The sequence below is a fragment of the Mycobacterium sp. 663a-19 genome, assembly GCF_035616495.1.
Classification (GTDB): domain Bacteria; phylum Actinomycetota; class Actinomycetes; order Mycobacteriales; family Mycobacteriaceae; genus Mycobacterium.
Genome location: NZ_JAPJAV010000007.1, coordinates 269628 through 285614, shown reverse-complemented (window position 1 = coordinate 285614; position 15987 = coordinate 269628). Strand labels below are relative to the sequence as shown.

The 15987-nt window shown below is 68.3% G+C and carries 17 protein-coding genes; 11 read left to right on the top strand and 6 right to left on the bottom strand.

All coding sequences use genetic code 11. From position 1 onward, the window contains the following. Positions 1-222 precede the first annotated feature (222 nt). Positions 223-2160, top strand: coding sequence for a molecular chaperone HtpG (htpG, locus tag OQ968_RS15095; protein WP_324679153.1), 1938 nt, complete (start codon positions 223-225; stop codon positions 2158-2160). Between the two features lie 80 nt (positions 2161-2240). Then, positions 2241-2456: a hypothetical protein gene (locus tag OQ968_RS15090; RefSeq protein ID WP_324679151.1), complete on the top strand. Its 216-nt coding sequence runs from the start codon at positions 2241-2243 to the stop codon at positions 2454-2456. 33 nt (positions 2457-2489) lie between these two features. Here OQ968_RS15090 and OQ968_RS15085 read toward each other — a convergent pair whose 3' ends face one another. After that, complete coding sequence (locus OQ968_RS15085) at positions 2490-2801, bottom strand: hypothetical protein (protein ID WP_324679149.1); 312 nt, start codon at positions 2799-2801, stop codon at positions 2490-2492. Between the two features lie 16 nt (positions 2802-2817). Between OQ968_RS15085 and OQ968_RS15080 the strand changes: the two genes are divergently transcribed. From OQ968_RS15080 to OQ968_RS15070, 3 genes are all read left to right on the top strand, one after another. Continuing rightward, positions 2818-3015: a hypothetical protein gene (locus tag OQ968_RS15080; protein WP_324679146.1), complete on the top strand. Its 198-nt coding sequence runs from the start codon at positions 2818-2820 to the stop codon at positions 3013-3015. Between the two features lie 173 nt (positions 3016-3188). Beyond that, positions 3189-3977, top strand: coding sequence for an acyl-CoA thioesterase domain-containing protein (locus OQ968_RS15075; RefSeq protein WP_324679252.1), 789 nt, complete (start codon positions 3189-3191; stop codon positions 3975-3977). Continuing rightward, the gene (locus OQ968_RS15070) at positions 3974-5533 is read left to right on the top strand and encodes a class I adenylate-forming enzyme family protein (protein WP_324679144.1); all 1560 of its coding nucleotides are present in this window, start codon (positions 3974-3976) and stop codon (positions 5531-5533) included. The genes OQ968_RS15075 and OQ968_RS15070 overlap by 4 nt, the downstream gene beginning before the upstream one ends. 4 nt (positions 5534-5537) lie before the next feature. Here OQ968_RS15070 and OQ968_RS15065 read toward each other — a convergent pair whose 3' ends face one another. After that, positions 5538-5927: a MauE/DoxX family redox-associated membrane protein gene (locus tag OQ968_RS15065; RefSeq protein WP_324679142.1), complete on the bottom strand. Its 390-nt coding sequence runs from the start codon at positions 5925-5927 to the stop codon at positions 5538-5540. A gap of 94 nt (positions 5928-6021) precedes the next feature. On the opposite strand from OQ968_RS15065, the gene OQ968_RS15060 reads away from it, so the two are divergent. Next, positions 6022-7197: a thiolase family protein gene (locus tag OQ968_RS15060; protein ID WP_324679140.1), complete on the top strand. Its 1176-nt coding sequence runs from the start codon at positions 6022-6024 to the stop codon at positions 7195-7197. Positions 7198-7203: 6 nt separating this feature from the next. On the opposite strand, the gene OQ968_RS15055 is transcribed toward OQ968_RS15060, so the two are convergent. Next, positions 7204-7707 carry a hypothetical protein gene (locus OQ968_RS15055; RefSeq protein ID WP_420715921.1) on the bottom strand — a complete coding sequence of 168 codons (504 nt, stop codon included), beginning with the start codon at positions 7705-7707 and terminating at the stop codon, positions 7204-7206. 236 nt (positions 7708-7943) lie between these two features. Between OQ968_RS15055 and OQ968_RS15050 the strand changes: the two genes are divergently transcribed. Both OQ968_RS15050 and OQ968_RS15045 read left to right on the top strand, forming a co-directional pair. Then, positions 7944-8672 (top strand): 3'(2'),5'-bisphosphate nucleotidase CysQ, encoded by a 729-nt coding sequence (locus OQ968_RS15050; protein WP_324679138.1) that lies wholly within the window; start codon positions 7944-7946, stop codon positions 8670-8672. Positions 8673-8678: 6 nt separating this feature from the next. Continuing rightward, positions 8679-9707 carry an amidohydrolase family protein gene (locus tag OQ968_RS15045; RefSeq protein WP_324679136.1) on the top strand — a complete coding sequence of 343 codons (1029 nt, stop codon included), beginning with the start codon at positions 8679-8681 and terminating at the stop codon, positions 9705-9707. 5 nt (positions 9708-9712) lie between these two features. On the opposite strand, the gene OQ968_RS15040 is transcribed toward OQ968_RS15045, so the two are convergent. Continuing rightward, positions 9713-10618 carry a haloalkane dehalogenase gene (locus OQ968_RS15040; RefSeq protein ID WP_324679134.1) on the bottom strand — a complete coding sequence of 302 codons (906 nt, stop codon included), beginning with the start codon at positions 10616-10618 and terminating at the stop codon, positions 9713-9715. A 114-nt stretch (positions 10619-10732) separates the two neighbouring features. Here OQ968_RS15040 and OQ968_RS15035 point away from each other — a divergent pair, with 114 nt between their 5' ends. After that, the gene (locus OQ968_RS15035) at positions 10733-11458 is read left to right on the top strand and encodes a DUF2652 domain-containing protein (protein WP_324679132.1); all 726 of its coding nucleotides are present in this window, start codon (positions 10733-10735) and stop codon (positions 11456-11458) included. 57 nt (positions 11459-11515) lie between these two features. Here OQ968_RS15035 and OQ968_RS15030 read toward each other — a convergent pair whose 3' ends face one another. Together OQ968_RS15030 and OQ968_RS15025 are read right to left on the bottom strand one after the other, a co-directional pair. Further along, on the bottom strand, positions 11516-12667 hold the full coding sequence (locus OQ968_RS15030; RefSeq protein ID WP_420715920.1) for a MalY/PatB family protein: 1152 nt from the start codon (positions 12665-12667) through the stop codon (positions 11516-11518). Positions 12668-12733: 66 nt separating this feature from the next. After that, positions 12734-13831 (bottom strand): dihydrodipicolinate reductase, encoded by a 1098-nt coding sequence (locus tag OQ968_RS15025; RefSeq protein WP_324679128.1) that lies wholly within the window; start codon positions 13829-13831, stop codon positions 12734-12736. Between the two features lie 66 nt (positions 13832-13897). Here OQ968_RS15025 and OQ968_RS15020 point away from each other — a divergent pair, with 66 nt between their 5' ends. Then, complete coding sequence (locus OQ968_RS15020) at positions 13898-14863, top strand: LLM class flavin-dependent oxidoreductase (protein WP_324679126.1); 966 nt, start codon at positions 13898-13900, stop codon at positions 14861-14863. A gap of 23 nt (positions 14864-14886) precedes the next feature. Beyond that, positions 14887-15978, top strand: coding sequence for a dihydrodipicolinate reductase (locus tag OQ968_RS15015; protein ID WP_324679124.1), 1092 nt, complete (start codon positions 14887-14889; stop codon positions 15976-15978). Positions 15979-15987: the final 9 nt, after the last annotated feature.

Here is a 15987-nt window from a genome sequence, read left to right as displayed (position 1 = left end):
AACGGTACTACCGACCACCCGGCCGTCAATTCACCTCGGTGGGGTGCCTGGTAGCCCCGGTCCCCAGGCGCGGCTCCGTCGAGGGAAGCTTGCCTTCGGGGCCGCCCGACGCCGTTCCGGCTGGTCGTCGCCACTTATGCCGGCGGGGCGCCTTCGCTCGTCCGGGGCGAATGTGTGGGGTCCCGCAGTTTCGCGGATCGGGATTTCGGTAAATTTCGGTTCATGTCGAACACTGGTGTAGAGCAGTTGGAGTTTCAGGCCGAGGCGCGACAACTGCTCGACTTGATGGTCCACTCGGTCTACTCCAACAAGGACTCGTTCCTGCGGGAGTTGATCTCCAACGCCTCGGACGCACTCGACAAGCTGCGCATCGAGGCGTTCCGCAACAAAGACCTGGACGTCGACACCTCCGATCTGCACATCGAGATCGAGGTCGACAAGGAGGCGCGCACCCTGACGGTTCGCGACAACGGCATCGGAATGACCCGCGACGAGGTCGTCGACCTCATCGGGACCCTGGCCAAGTCGGGCACCGCCGAGCTGCGGCAACAGCTGCGCGAGGCCAAGAACGCCGCCGCCTCCGAGGAATTGATCGGGCAGTTCGGCATCGGCTTCTACTCGACGTTCATGGTGGCCGACAAGGTCGAGCTGCTCACCCGCAAGGCCGGCGAGAGCGACGCCACCAGGTGGGAGTCCAGCGGCGAGGGCACCTACACCATCGAATCGGTCGAGAACGCACCGCAGGGAACGTCGGTCACGCTGCACCTCAAGCCTGAGGACAAAGAGGACGAGCTGCACGACTACACCGCGGAGTGGAGGATCAGGAACCTGGTCAAGAAGTACTCCGACTTCATCGCCTGGCCCATCCGGATGGAGGTCGAGCGGCTCACCCCCGCCACCGAGGAGGGTGGCAAGGAGGTCGTCACCATCGAAACCGAGACCCTCAACTCGATGAAGGCGCTGTGGGCCAGGCCGAGGGAAGAGGTGTCCGACGAGGAGTACAAGGAGTTCTACAAGCACATCGCGCACGCCTGGGACGACCCGCTCGAGGTGATCGCGATGAAGGCCGAGGGCACCTACGAGTACCAGGCCCTGCTGTTCATCCCGTCGCACGCCCCGTTCGACATGTTCAGCCGGGACGCCACCGTCGGGATACAGCTGTACGTCAAGCGCGTGTTCATCATGGGCGACTGCGACCAGCTCATGCCCCACTATCTGCGGTTCATCAAGGGCGTGGTCGACGCACAGGACATGTCGCTCAACGTGTCCCGCGAAATGCTGCAGCAGGACCGGCAGATCAACGCGATCCGTCGCCGCCTGACCAAGAAGGTCCTCTCCACGATCAAGGACCTGCAGTCCGAGCGGCCGGAGGACTACCGCACGTTGTGGACGCAGTTCGGCAAGGTCCTCAAGGAGGGCCTGATGTCCGACGTCGACAACCGGGACACCCTGCTGCGCATCTCCTCGTTCGCCTCGACGCACAGCGAGGAGGAAGCCACCACCCTGGCCGAGTACGTCGAGCGCATGAAGGAAGGCCAGGAGCAGATCTTCTACGCGACGGGGGAGACGCGGCAGCAGATCCTGAAGTCGCCGCACCTGGAGGCGTTCAAGGCCAAGGGCTACGAGGTGTTGCTGCTGACCGACCCGGTCGACGAGATCTGGGTGGGATCGGTGCCGGAGTTCGACGGCAAGCCGCTGCAGTCGGTGGCCAGGGGCGAGGTGGACCTGGATTCCGAGGCGGAGAAGAGCGAGGCCGAGCGCGAGGAGCAGCAGAAAGAGTTCGCCGACCTGCTGGAGTGGTTGAAGGAAACCCTGAGCGAACACGTCGCGGAAGTGCGGCTGTCCGCCCGCCTGACCGAGTCGCCGGCCTGCCTGATCACCCCCACCTTCGGCATCACCCCGGCGATGGCGCGGATGTACCGGGCGTCGGGACAGGTGGTTCCGCCCAGTAAGCGCATCCTCGAGCTGAATCCGACCCACCCGCTGGTCCTCGGCCTGCGGGAGGCGCAGAAGAACGCCGACGACGACGCCGCGCGCGCCCAGGTCGCCGAAACCGCCGAATTGCTGTACGGCACGGCCCTTCTCGCCGAAGGCGGCGCGCTCGAGGACCCGGCGAGGTTCGCCGAGCTGCTCGCCGACCGTCTGACCCGCACGGTGTAGCCCGGTATCGCCCTCTTTGGGCACTTGTCGGCGGACGCTACTTGCGATTGAATGCCGATAAGAAGGGATAACCACACCGGATGGCCAGGTTTCGAGTTATCGGCCCGCATGGCGAGATCGTCGCGACCAAGAACTTCGCCAGCGCGGAGGAAGCCCACGCCTGGTTCACGAACTCCGTTCCGCGCAGCTCCGAGCTCGGTTGGCGCATGGAGGTCGACGACGACGGCCAGTGGGCGTTCTTCGACGACACCGGGGGCTTTACCGCCCCGGCCAGCCGCCGTCCTCGACCGCGCTGATCCGTTCCGAACGGGATTCGGCCCGTTGGGCTTTCACGGTCCGACGACGAAGCAGCGGCCGCCGCTCGTGTTGAGCAGCACCTCCTGGACCGACGACTTGTCGACGGCCGGAAACTCGAAGCGATGCACTTGCTGCCCGGCGTCGATGTTGGCGTCCTGCGACTCGCTGGTGCCATCCTTCTTGCGGACGACGGCGGTGACCTTGTCGGGCTTGGACATGTTCTGCGGCTCGTGGAAGTACCACACCTCGATGCCCGCGCCGGGGTCTATGCCTCGCCAGCCGTCGGCGTAGTAGCACGCCGGGTTGCCCTCGGCGTCCGGCGGTGGCGGCGGACAGATCGACAACCCGACGCACTCGGGCGTGCTGGCGGGCGCGCTGGCCGCGCTGGGCGCGCTCGTCGAAACGGTCGTGCTGGTGGTCGCCGAGGGCCTCGCCGAGCTCGATGCGGGTGGCGGCGACGCGTGCTTTGACCCGCACGCGGCCACGCCGAGACAAGCGATGAGGCCAATGGCTACCAATCGGATCGCTTTGGACATGGCACCTCTCTTGCCGAGCTAACACTGTAAAGCACCCACCCGGAAAGCAATGCGGAATCGGGAAACCGGCGCTGGACGGCTGGCCACGGAGCCAACGCCGCCCGACTGGAAGGGGATACTGTAATATCTTCCGTTGTGACCGAGGCGAAGATCGCGCCCGACGCCGTCGCGGCGGCGGCGTCGAAGCCGTACTTCGTGCGCGACGGAAGCCGTTACGTGCCAACCGAAATCGCGCGCGGAGGGTGGGGCCCCACCCTCAGCGGGCACGTCGCCGGCGGGCTGTTGGGCTGGGCCGTCGAACAGGCCGTCGACGACCCCGAACTGCATCCCGCGCGGCTCACCGTCGACCTTCCCGCCCCGACCGCGCTGGAGCCGATCGAGGTGCACACCCGCGTGCATCACCAGCGACGGCGATTGCGGCTCGTCGAGGCCGTCATGATTCAGCGCGACGTCCCGGTCGCGCGCGGGAATGCGCTGTTTCTACGGCGTGGGCCGCAACCCGACGGGGATGTGTGGTCGCAACCGGTGCAGATGCCGCGGCTGCCGATCGAGGAGGACGGCATTCACCCGTCGCTGTTCATGCGGACCTACGGCTGGGGCTCCGGGGTGCAGAACCCCGACGCCGAATGGGTCAACGTGTCCGGCCAGAAATACACCTGGCTGCAGGAGACCCGCCCCCTGATCGACGGCGAGCCGCTGACCGCCTTCACCCGGGCCGCGATGGCCGCCGACGTCACGGCCGCCATCGCCAATTGGGGCACGAACGCCCTGCAGTTCATCAACGTCGACTACACCCTGACCCTGAGCCGCCTGCCGGAAGGGCCCCATATCGGGCTGGCCGCGCTGACCCACTACAGCCACGACGGGGTGGCCACCGGGTCGGCCGTCCTCGTCGACCACAAGGGCCCCGCCGGCAGCGCCGTGTCGGTTGCCATAGCGCACTCCGGGTTTCGCCCGCCGTCCGCCGATCAGCTGGCGAGATGAAGGTCGGAAGCCTGTCAGACGGTACGACATTCTGGGCGTTGATCGCCGGTGCGGCGCAGCGCGAACCGAACCGCCGGCTGCTCGCGGACGAGCACGGCCGCAGCCTGACCGCGCGTGAGTTTCACGACGCCGCGTGCGCGACGGCCGCTGCGTTCGCCGAGGGCGGGATCGGCGCGGGAACGGTGGTGTCCTGGCAGCTGCCCACCACGCTCGAAGCGATGGTTGTCATGGCGGCGCTCGCTCGGCTCGGTGCGGTGCAAAACCCGATCATCCCGATACTGCGGGAACGCGAAGTGGACTTCATCACCGGGCAGTTGGCGACGGAATTCCTTGTGGTGCCCGAATTCTGGCGAGGCTTCGACCACGGCGGCCTTGCCCGGACGTTGGCCTCGGACAAGGGCTTCCAGGTGATCGCCGTCGATCTGGAGACACCGCCGGTCACAGGCGAGCTTCGGCTGCCCCGCGGGAGCATCGACGCCCTCGCGGCGCCAACGGGACCTACGAGCGACACCCGATGGATCTACTACTCGTCGGGAACCACCGCGGCCCCGAAGGGAATCCGTCATACCGACGAGTCGGTGATCGCGGGCTCGGCGGGGGTGGTCGGCATGGTCGGTGCCACGAGCGGTGACGTGGATCCGATCGCCTTCCCGATCGCGCACATCGGCGGGGCCGCGATGCTGGCCGCCGCGCTGCTGACCGGCATGCGGCTGGTGCTGTTCGAGGCGTTCGATCCGGTCACGACGCCGCTTTCCATCGCCGCGCACAATCCGACATTCCTGGGCACGGCAACACCGTTCTTCGTGGCATTCCTGGAAGCCCAACGGGCCCATGGCGATCGGCCGCTGTTCCCCACGCTGCGGGGCTGCCTGGCCGGAGGCGCGCCGATCACGGCCGAGTTGGGGCGTCAGGTTCGCGAAACCTTGGGAGTCGCCGGCATCGCCAACGCCTGGGGGCTCACCGAATTTCCGTGCGCGACCTCGCCGCCCCTGACCGCACCGCCCGCGGTGCTCGACCACACCGTGGGCCCACCCGTGCCGGGGGTCAGCGTCCGCGTGGTCGACAACGGGGAGGTCGAGCTGCCCGCCGGGCGTGAAGGCGAGTTGCGGCTCAAGGGGCCCCAATGCTTCCTCGGCTATGCGGACGCCGCCCTCGACGCCGACGCGTTCGATCGGCAGGGGTGGTTGCGCACCGGCGATCTCGGGCTGATCGACGCCGACGGCAACGTTCGAATCACCGGCCGGATCAAGGATGCGATCATCCGCAACGCGGAGAACGTTTCGGCCCTCGAGATCGAAAACGTCCTGGTGACCCACCCGGCGGTCGCCGACGTCGCCGTCATCGGAGTGCCCGACCCCAGCGCCGGCGAGCGCGTATGCGCCGTGGTGGTACCTGTGTCAACCGGCGGTGTGTCGCTGGAATCCCTTGTGCAGCACTGCCGTTCGCGTGGGCTGAGCCGTTACAAGCACCCTGAGCGGCTCGTGGTCGTCGATGCGCTGCCGCGCAACCAGTTCGGCAAGGTGATCAAGAAAGAGCTTCGCGACGCCTTCGGGTGAAACCTCAGCTGTTGCGCCGGATCTTCAGCACGGTCGTGATCATCGGGATCTGCAGCGGCAGCCGCGCCAGGGCGGCGATGCGCATCGGCCAGGGCTTGCCCCACCACAACCGGACCATGTTGACGTTGGCCGGGAAAACCGCGACGAACAGCAGGGCGGCCGCCAGCGCCGCGAAGCGCCGGGTGCGTCGCGGCAGCAGCAGCGCACCGATGGAGATCTCCGCGACGCCCGATGCGTAGGTGTACAGTCGCGCGTCTCCGGGCAGCTCGGCGGGGACGATCGTGTCAAACGGTTTGGGCGCGAGGAAGTGCACGGTGCCGACGCCCATCAGCATCGCGCCGACGCGGTACGCGGCCGTCTGGGTGGCGTCGCGCTGAGCTACGGGTGTGGTCATGGCTGTCAGCCTAAACTCAGGCCATTACTATTGCCCATACGGTATCTGATACGATTCGCCGCGTCCGACCGCCCACCGCAATGAGGTTGAAACCATGGCCACACCCGTCATCGTCGGCGCAGTCAGGACGGCGATCGGGCGCTCCTTCAAGGGGACGCTCGTCAACACGCCGCCCGAGACGCTGGTCACCACGGTGCTTCCCGAGATCGTGCGCAGATCCGGCGTCGACCCGTCCGCCATCGACGACATCATCTTCGCCGAATCACATTACGGCGGAGGCGATTTGGCGCGGTACGCCGCTGCCGCAACCGGCCTGGAGGACATTCCCGGCCAGGCCGTGAACCGGCACTGCGCGGGCAGCCTCACCGCCATCGGCAACGCCGCGGCCCAGATCGGCTCCGGGATGGAGCGCGTGCTGATCGCCGGTGGCGTGCAGTCACTGTCGATGACGCCGCTGATGAACCAGCGGATTCCCGGCCCGGAGCTGAAGTTCGAGGAGCGCTGGCTGCCGCCCACCCACGTCGAGACGCCGGACGCGCCCACCAAGGACATGTCGATCACGGTCGGCTGGAACACCGCGCAGGCCGTCGGCATCAGCCGCGAGGAAATGGACGCCTGGGCCGCCCGGTCGCATCAGCGCGCCATCGCGGCCATGGACGCGGGCAAGTTCGTCGACGAGATCGTGCCCCTGAAGATCACCCAGCCCGACGGTTCGGTGACCGGGTTCTCGGTCGACGAGCACCCCCGTCGCGACACCACCGTCGAGAAACTGGCCGCGCTCAAGGTCCTGCACCCCGAGATCGAGGGATTCTCCATCACGGCGGGAAACAGCAGCGGCACCAACGACGCCGCCGCGGCGGTCGCGCTCGTCGACCGCGACTACGCCAACGCCGAAAAGCTCGACGTGATGGGCACGGTCAGGGCGTGGGCCGCGGTGGGTGTGCCGCCCAAAGACACCGGCCTGGGCGCCGTGAAGGTGATCGGCAAGGTGCTGCAGCGGGCCGGGCTGTCGGTCAACGACGTGGCGCTATGGGAGATCAACGAGGCATTCGCCTCCGTGCCGATCGCGGCGTGCCGCGAGTACGGCATCGACGAGGAACTCGTCAACTTCTCCGGCAGCGGCTGCAGCCTCGGCCATCCCATCGCGGCCTCGGGCGCGCGCATGGTCACCACGCTGACCTACGAGTTGGCCCGCCGCGGCGGTGGCATCGGGGTCGCCGCCATGTGCGCGGGCGGCGGCCAGGGCGGTGCCGTCGTCGTCGAGGTGTGAGCGGCGTTAGTTGCAGAACGTGTAGCCGATGAATTGCGTGTCGCGGCCGTTGCCGACGGAGTAGTTCACGTAGTGCACCGCCGGCATCCCGTTGTACTGGGTGGTCATCTTCTGCGCGGTCGGCGGGGGGACACCCTTCGGGAAGGCCAGGATCATGTCGGCGAAGATCCTGAGCCCCACCTGGCAGATGGCGTCCGGGCGCGGCGGCTGCGGATTCCATGCGTGCACCACGACGGGATCCGTGAGCTGATAGCCGGTTGCGCAGTTGGGATCGCACATCTTGAAGACGGCGGTGCCCGTCCCGTCGGCGCCCTGCGGCCCCCACGAGCTCCAGGACATGTCCTGCAGCGCAACGGCTACGCTCGCGCATCCCAAGACATTGAGCTTCTTTGGGCGCTCGACGGGTTGAACCGACGGGTTGTAGCAGCCCGGAATGGCCAAGCTGGTCGGCGGCGCCGCCAGGGGCGTGGTCGGACGCGCGGCGCCGCCCTGGTGCTGGGTCAGCCTCACCGCGACGAAGCCGAGCGCGACGATCAGCAGGACGGCCAGGGCGACACCGATCACGGTCCGGCGCCCCCGCGGAATGCGCCGCAGCCGGCTCGATGAAGAGACGTTGCCGCTCACGTTCACCAGGTTATGGCAGAAACGGCAACGCCGGGGCGGCGACCGCCGCGACGATCCCGGCACGGTAAGTTTGGTCAGTCCTACCAACATTTTGAGGATGGCCATGATCTCCGGAGCAACCGATGAATGACCACGCACTGGCCGCGCGGCTGGCCACCGAGGCGGGCCGGCTGCTGCTCGGGGTGCGCGACGAGTTCGCCGACGCCGATGCGAGCGAGCGGAAAGCCGCGGGGGACAAGCGATCCCACGACTTCCTCATGGAAGCACTCGCCGGTGAGCGGCCCGACGACGCGGTGCTGTCCGAGGAGGGCGCCGACGACCCCGTGCGCCTGCGCTCGGAGCGGGTCTGGATTGTCGACCCGCTCGACGGCACGCGGGAGTTCTCCGAGCTCGGGCGCGACGACTGGGCGGTGCACGTCGCCCTCTGGCAGGGCGGTGAGCTCGTCGCCGGTGCGGTGGCGCTACCGGCGCAGGGCACCACCCTGGCCACACCCGACGTCGCCGCACCCCCCGCCGCGCCGGGCAGGCCGCGCATCGTGGTGTCTCGCACCCGGCCACCGGCGATCGCTCTGGCCGTTCGCGACGCCCTGGACGGCATCTTGGTCGAGATGGGTTCCGCCGGCGCCAAGGTGGCATCGATCGTGCAGGGATTGTCCGACGTGTACGTCCACGCCGGCGGCCAGTTCGAGTGGGACTCGGCCGCCCCGGTCGCGGTCGCCCGCGCCGCGGGATTGCACACGTCCCGCATCGACGGGTCGCCGCTGGCGTACAACCAGCCGGACCCCAAGCTGCCGGACCTCGTGGTCTGCCGTCCCGAGCTCGCCGCGGCCGTGCTCGCCGTCACCGGCTGAGGTCCGATGCGGATAGACACCCACCACCACGCCATCCCGTCCTTTTACCGAGACTCATTGCGCAAGGCCGGGATTGACGCGGCCGGCGGTCGCGACCTTCCACAGTGGAGCCCGGAAGCGTCGCTACAGACGATGGGGGAACTCGGTGTCGCGACCGCGATCCTGTCGGTGTCCACGCCGGGCACCACGTTCCTGCCGAACCCGGCCGACGCAGCCTCGCTCGCGCGCGACGTCAACGACTACCTCGCCGAACTCGTCAAGGCCCAACCCGGCCGGTTCGGATTCTTCGCCACCGTGCCGATGCCACACGTCGACGAGTCCGTCGCCGAGGCCGTCAGATCGCTCGACGAGCTGGGCGCCGACGGCGTGGTGCTGCTCGCCAACAGCGCGGGCAGCTACCTGGGCCAGGACGGCCAGGGGGAGCTGTTCGCCGCCCTCGACGCGCGCTCGGCCGTGGTCTTCGTCCATCCCGCAGAACTGCCCGGCCCAGCGGTGGACGGCGTCCCGCCGTTCGCGGCCGACTTCCTGCTCGACACCACCCGCGCGGCGTATCTGCTTGTCCGCAACGGGATTTGCCGCGGGCACCCGAACATCAAGTTCATCCTCAGCCATGCCGGCGGATTCGTGCCCTACGCCTCGCACCGAATGGCGGTCGCCATCATGGGCGACACCGGGCGCAGCGTGGCCGACACCCTCGACGACTTCGCGGGCTTCTACTTCGACACCGCGCTGTCCTCGAGCGCCGCGGCACTGCCGAGCCTGCTCGCCTTCGCCAAACCCGGACACGTCACGTTCGGCTCCGACTGGCCGTTCGCACCCGTCGCGGCGGGCAAGCTGTTCGCCGCCGGCCTGGAAACCTATCCCGGGCTCGACGCCGACGCCCGGACGGCGATCGAGCGCACCAACGCGTTGCGACTGTTCCCCCGGCTCGGGACGGCGCCGCCGCCAAGCGCCGGGTCGCCGCTCGACCGGGTGCGCCACACGCTGAGCAGGGCGGTCATGCGCGGCGTCGCGCGACTGATCAACGCGGGATAACGCGCTCAGCGCACCGCCTGCTGCCAGGACACAATCCGGTCCGCGAGTTCGGGGCCGCTGTCCTCCTGGATGAAATGGCCGGCATTGATGCGGGCGTGCGGCTGGCCCGCCGCGCCCGGTATGTGCTTGATCAGCGGGCGATCCGCGCGGCCGAGGATCGGGTCGCGATACCCGAAGATCGCCAGGCAGGGTTTGTCCCACTCGCCCAGGGCTTTCCACGCGGCAAGGTTGGCCGGAATCGCCGGGTCTCCCGGCGACGTCGGCACCAGCTGCGGGAACGCGCGGACCCCGGCCTGATAGGTCTTGTCGGGGAAGGGCGCGTCGTAGCCGGCCCGCACCTTGGGGGGAACCCTGCGCACGGTGCCGGCGGCCACCAGGAGACCCGCCGGCAGCACGGGGGAGTAGCGGGCGAAGGCCCGCCACACGTAGAAGGCGGGCGGGGCCGGCCGCTGGGCGGTGGGGAGAAATCCGTTGGCCACCACCAACCGCGATATCCGGTCACCCTGCTCGGCGGCGATGCGCAAACCGATCAACGCGCCCCAGTCCTGGACGAACAGCGTGACATCCCTCAGGTTGAGCCGCTCGATCCACGACGTCACCCACTCGACGTGCCGCAGGTAGGTGTAATCCTCGATCCGGCTGGGCTTGTCGGAGCGGCCGAAGCCGATCAGGTCGGGCGCGAGCACCCGGTTTCCGGCGTCGGCCAGCGGCGGAATCATCGTGCGGTACAGATAGCTCCAGGTGGGCTCGCCGTGCAGCAGCACGATCGGCGGGCCATCCGCCGGGCCCTCGTCGAGAAAGTGCATCCGCAGCGGCTGGGTGTCGCCGGCCGCCACATCGAGGTAATTCGCTACGAACGGATAGTCCTCCAGGTTTTCGAATCGGGAGTCCGGGGTTCGCAGCACATGCACATTCAGCTCCTCGCGGTGAGTGGCATCTCTGCAAGCCTCTCTCTCCGAACACCTCTTCGTCCAGTGCGAGATTTCTTTGAGGTGGGCACGGCCGGGCACTAGACTGCAAAATTCATGGCCATCCGGCGTGCCGTCCTGCTGATCGCCGACATCAGCGGATACACGGACTACATGCATTGGAACCGGACGCACCTGGCACACGCGCAGCAGACGGTGGCCGGCTTGCTGGAATCGGTCATCGACGCCGGCAAGGGGCTGAAGCTGGCGAAACTCGAGGGCGACGCGGCGTTCTTCTGGGAGCCGGACGGCAACGCCAAAGTGCTGGTGTGCGACCGGTTGTCACGGATGCGCCGGTCGTTCCTGGCGAAGCGGGAGCGCTTCAAAACGGACATCTCCTGCGAGTGCGCCAGCTGCGCACAGCTGGACAAACTGTCGCTGAAGTTCGTCGTCCACCAGGGCGAGGTGGCCGAGCAGCGGGTCAAACGCCACGTCGAGCTCGCCGGTGTGGACGTCATCCTGGTGCACAGGATGCTGAAAAACATGGTGCCCGTGGTCGAATACGTGCTGATGACCGATCCGGTCGCCGAGTGCCTCGACGAGCCGACGCGCGGCCTGTGCAAGCCGCTGATCCACGACTTCGAGGGCATCGGAGAGACGTCGACGTACTACATCGACCTGGCCACGTCCGAGGTCGTACCGGCCGCTCCGCCGCGCGGCTTCCTCGGCCGGCTGGGAAAGACGGCGAAGTTCGAACTGAACACGCTGCCGTTCCTGCTCGGTATCAAGAAGCCCGCCGAGGGTTTCCGAAACCTGGGCCGCGGCGAGGAGATTCCCGCGTAGCTCTCCGCCTTTCGTCGAGATCGACGCCGGCGCGAACTTTTGCGAGTGAGCTACACGCTAGCGTCGATCTCGCTGCCCGAGCGCCCGGCCCATCCGCGACACGGCCTCGGTCAGAATCGCTTGCGACGTAGCGAAGTTCAACCGCACGTGCCCGGTTCCGCCGGTCCCGAACACGTGGCCGGAACTCAGCGCGACCCGGGCGTGGTCAAGAAACCAGCGGGCGGGCCCGGCCAGGTCGGCGACCACCGCGAGGCCGTCGCCGACCTCTCCTTCGTCGAAGCCGAGCCGTCGGCAATCCAGCCACGCCAGGTAAGTGCCCTGCGGCCGTGGGTATTTCACCCCCGGTAAGTGTTCCTCGATGAGATCGCCCAGCACGGCCCGGTTATGGTCCAGGCCCGGCAGCAGCGCGTCGAGCCAGTCGCCGCCGGTCCTGAACGCCTCGGCGTGGGCGATGATGCCGAGGTGGCTGGGACCGTGGCTGACCTCCTCCGGCATCCGGCGCAGGTCCGCGGCTGCCTCTGGACCGGCGATGGCCAGGGCCGCCTTCAGCCCGGACAGGTTCCAGGCCTTCGAAGCCGACGTCAGGGCGAACGCGTTCTCGGCGCCGGGAACGCTCAGGTACGGGACGAACCGTGCGCCCGGCAGGATGACGGGCGCCCAAATCTCGTCCGACACCACCCGGACCCCGAACCGGCGGGCCAGTTCGGCAACGCCGCGCAGTTCGTCGAACGTGTGCACCGCCCCCGTCGGGTTGTGCGGATTGCACAACAGGTAGGCGACCCTGCCGCCCGACGCGCAGGCGTGCGCGAACGCTTCCTCCAAGGCGCCCAAATCGATTCGGCCGTCGGCGTTTAGCGGCGCCTCGACCACGCGGCGGCCGTCGTGCGAGACGAAGGCGTAGAACGGGGCGTACACCGGTGGGTTGACGACGACGGCGTCGTCGCGGTCGGTGATCAGACGCAGCGTCTCGACCGCACCGAGCATGACGTCGGGGACGATCCGCGTGCGGCTCACCGCCAGGCCTTCCCATTGCCAACGGCGCGAGGCGAATTCGCCGACCGCCTCGGCGAGCGTGTGACCGGCGGGGTAGCCGGTGTCGCCGTTGTCGATCGCCGTGCGCAGGGCGTCGGCCACCGTCGGCGCGAGCATGACGTCCATCTCCGCGACCCACAGCGGCAACACGTCGGCGGGATGCGCGCGCCATTTCATGCTGGTGCGCAGCCGCAGCCGTGGCAGCGTGAGCTCCTCGAGCGGATTAAACGTCACTCGGGCAGATTAAGCCATGGCGAACGCGTGCTTTGGAATCGTCAACGGCAGGTCGACCGAGCTCAGCAGCCCGGGTTCCGCGGCAACGACATACGGCACGGCGTTGACGACGCGCATCGCGGTGGCGACCATTGCGCCCGCGCCCGAGGTCATTCCGCCGACCCCCGCCTTGCGGGGATCCTTCAGCGTCGCCGCCATGGTGCAGTCGATGTCGGGGTCGCCGGTGATCATGACGCGGTAGGACAGGTCGCCGATGCCGGTCGGCCAGTCGGGGGCGACGTCGTGCGCGAGCCGGGTGACGTGCTCGATGACGATGGCTTCGCGGCCGTCGACCACCCCGATCGCCTTCATGCGCAGCGCGCCGCACGTCCCGACCTCGACGGTTCCCATCGCGACCTCGAGCGTGCGGTTCGTGACGGCGCGATCGAAACCCTCACGGACTTCCTGGATTTCGACGCCGAGCGCGTCCGCGATCAACCGGATCTGCCCCTGCCACTCGCCGGCGATGGCGCCCAGGTAGCCGATCCACGGCTGGTAGTCCAACGGACGCCCGAAACCCAGCGCGTCGCTCATGATGTCGGGAACCCCGTAGTCGTCGTAGAGGCCGATTTCGAACGAATGAATCTTCTCGATGGACGACGACTGCGTGGACAGCACCAACGGCAGATAGTCCGCGGCGAAGCCGGGCTCGATGCCCGACGCGTACAACGACACTCGGCCCTGCTTGGCCGCGGCCAGCAACTGGTCGCGCCACTCGGCCGGCTCGTAGGCGTGCGGATTGACCAGCCGGGTGGTGCTGGTGGTGACGACGTTGATACCGGATTCGAGCAGCCTGACGTAATCCGGGATGGCCAAGGCATCGCGTTCCGGGCCGCTGGCCGCGTAGATCACGCAGTCGGGTTTCAGGGCGATCAGCGCGTCCGCATCGTTGGTCGCGGCGAGGCCGATGGGCTCCCCGTTGGCGAGTTCGCCGGCGTCCTTGCCGACCTTCTCATCGGAGTGCACCCACACGCCGACCAGATCCAGGTCGGGGCGTCGGTGGATGGTGCGGATCGCGATCGACCCGATACCACCGGTCGCCCACACGACCACCCGCTGAGCCGCCATCCTGTTCCTCCTGTTAAGAGAGTGCGCACTATCCTAACGAACAAATCTTAGGTTACTCTGCGGGTAATGTTCACGCTCAGGTTCGACATGCGCGCGCCCGACTGGACCGGGCCGGCCGCCGACCTCTACGCCGCGGCGATCGACATGTGCGCGTGGGCGGAGACCCGGGGCGCGGTGCTCGCGGTCCTCTCCGAGCACCACTGCGCCGACGACGGGCATCTGCCCGCACCGCTCATGTTGGCGTCGGCCATCGCGGCCCGGACCCGCAACCTGGCGATATTGCTGGCCGCGGTTCCGATTCCGCTGTGGGATCCCGTCCGGCTCGCCGAGGAGATCAGCGTCCTGGACCTGATCAGCAAAGGACGGGTGTCCTACGCGTTCGGTGTGGGCCATCGGAGTGAGGAATACGAACACTTCGGCATCGACATGGCTACGCGCGGCCGGGTGGCCGACGAGATCCTGGACGTCCTGGGCCCGCTGCTGCGCGGCGAGCCCGTCGAATACCGCGGCCGCACGGTCCGCGTCACGCCGCCGTGCGGATCGGCCAACGGACCGATGATGCTGATCGCCGGCGGCAGCAAGTCCGCGGCCCGGCGCGCGGGCCGTCTCGGGCTCGGGTTCGTTTCCCAGACCGACCTGCCGGGCCTGAAGGAGTTCTACGAAGAACAGTGCCGCGCCCACGGGCACGAACCCGGAATCGTTCAGTTCCCCGAACCGGGCGCCCCGACAACGGTTTTCGTCGCCGACGACGTCGACGAGGCATGGAACACCCTGGGGCCGCACCTGTTGCACGACGCGGTGACGGCGGCGTCGTACCGGCCCCACGAAGACTCGGTGGCCAGCATCACCCGCGCCGACAGCGTGGCCGCGCTTCGAGCCGACGGCGGCCCCTATCGGATCTTCACCCCCGGCGAGGCGGCCGACTACGTGCGCGGCGGCCGCGTTCTCCCGCTGCACCCGCTCTGCGGCGGGGTACCACCCGACGTGGCGTGGCCGTATCTCGAACGCGCCGCGGCGGCCGTCCATGAGTAGACACGAGTAGAGAGGAACGCTCCATGCGCACCGTCGTGTGGTCGACCGGGGGAGTCGGGGCGATCGCGATCGATGCGATCAGCCGTCGACCGGACCTGGAACTCGTTGGGGTATGGGTCCATTCGCCCGACAAGGTCGGTAGGGACGCCGGCGAGCTGGCCGGCATCGAGCCGCTGGGCGTCGCGGCCACCGACGATGCTGACGCGTTGATCGGTCTGGCGCCCGACGCGGTGGTGTACGCCGCGAGCGGCCCCGAACGCGACGGCGCCGCCGTGCCCGACTATGTGCGGCTGCTGCAGGCGGGCATCAACGTCGTGTCGACGTCGTCGACGAGCCTGGTGCATCCGCCGTCGTATTTCGCCCCGGACTGGCGGGACCGGCTCGAAGCGGCGGCGAAATCCGGCGGCGCGTCGTTGTACGTCTCGGGCATCTTTCCGGGGTTCGCCTCCGATCAGCTCGCGCTGCTGATGACGACGCAGTCGAAGGGCATCCGCACCATCACGGCCAGCGAGGTCGCCCTCAACGATCATTACCCCGTGGCCGACGTGATGATGGACGGGCTGGGATTCGGGCGTCCCCTGGATTTCGAGCCGATGATGAAGACGCCGGGCTTCATCGAAATGGCTTGGAAGGCACCGATATGCCTGATCGCCGACGGCCTCGGGGCCGAGCTGGACGGGGTGCGCGGAACCTTCGACCGCGAGTTGACCCATCGCGACATCGAGGTGGCATTCGGCACCGTCAAGGCGGGCACCTGCGGCGCCGTGCGAACCCGGGCGGCGGGCGTGGTGAACGGCCGCGAGGCGATCGTCATCGAGCATGTCATCCGGATGGCCCGCGACGTCGCCCCCGACTGGCCGGCTTCGGACTGCGACGCGACCTATCGCGTCGACATCGAGGGCGACCCCGACATTCATTGCGTGCTGACGGTCGGGGCGGCCGAGGGGCACGGCGCGGGGCGCGCCGCCATGACGGCCACGGCGATGCGGGTGGTCAACGCGATTCCGTACGTGGTCGAGGCGCCGCCCGGGCTGCTCAGTTCGCTGGACATCCCGACGACGCTGCCGCGGCACGTATTTGATGGAACGTTGACGCCGATTGCGGGCCCGTCGTAGCGTACGGGG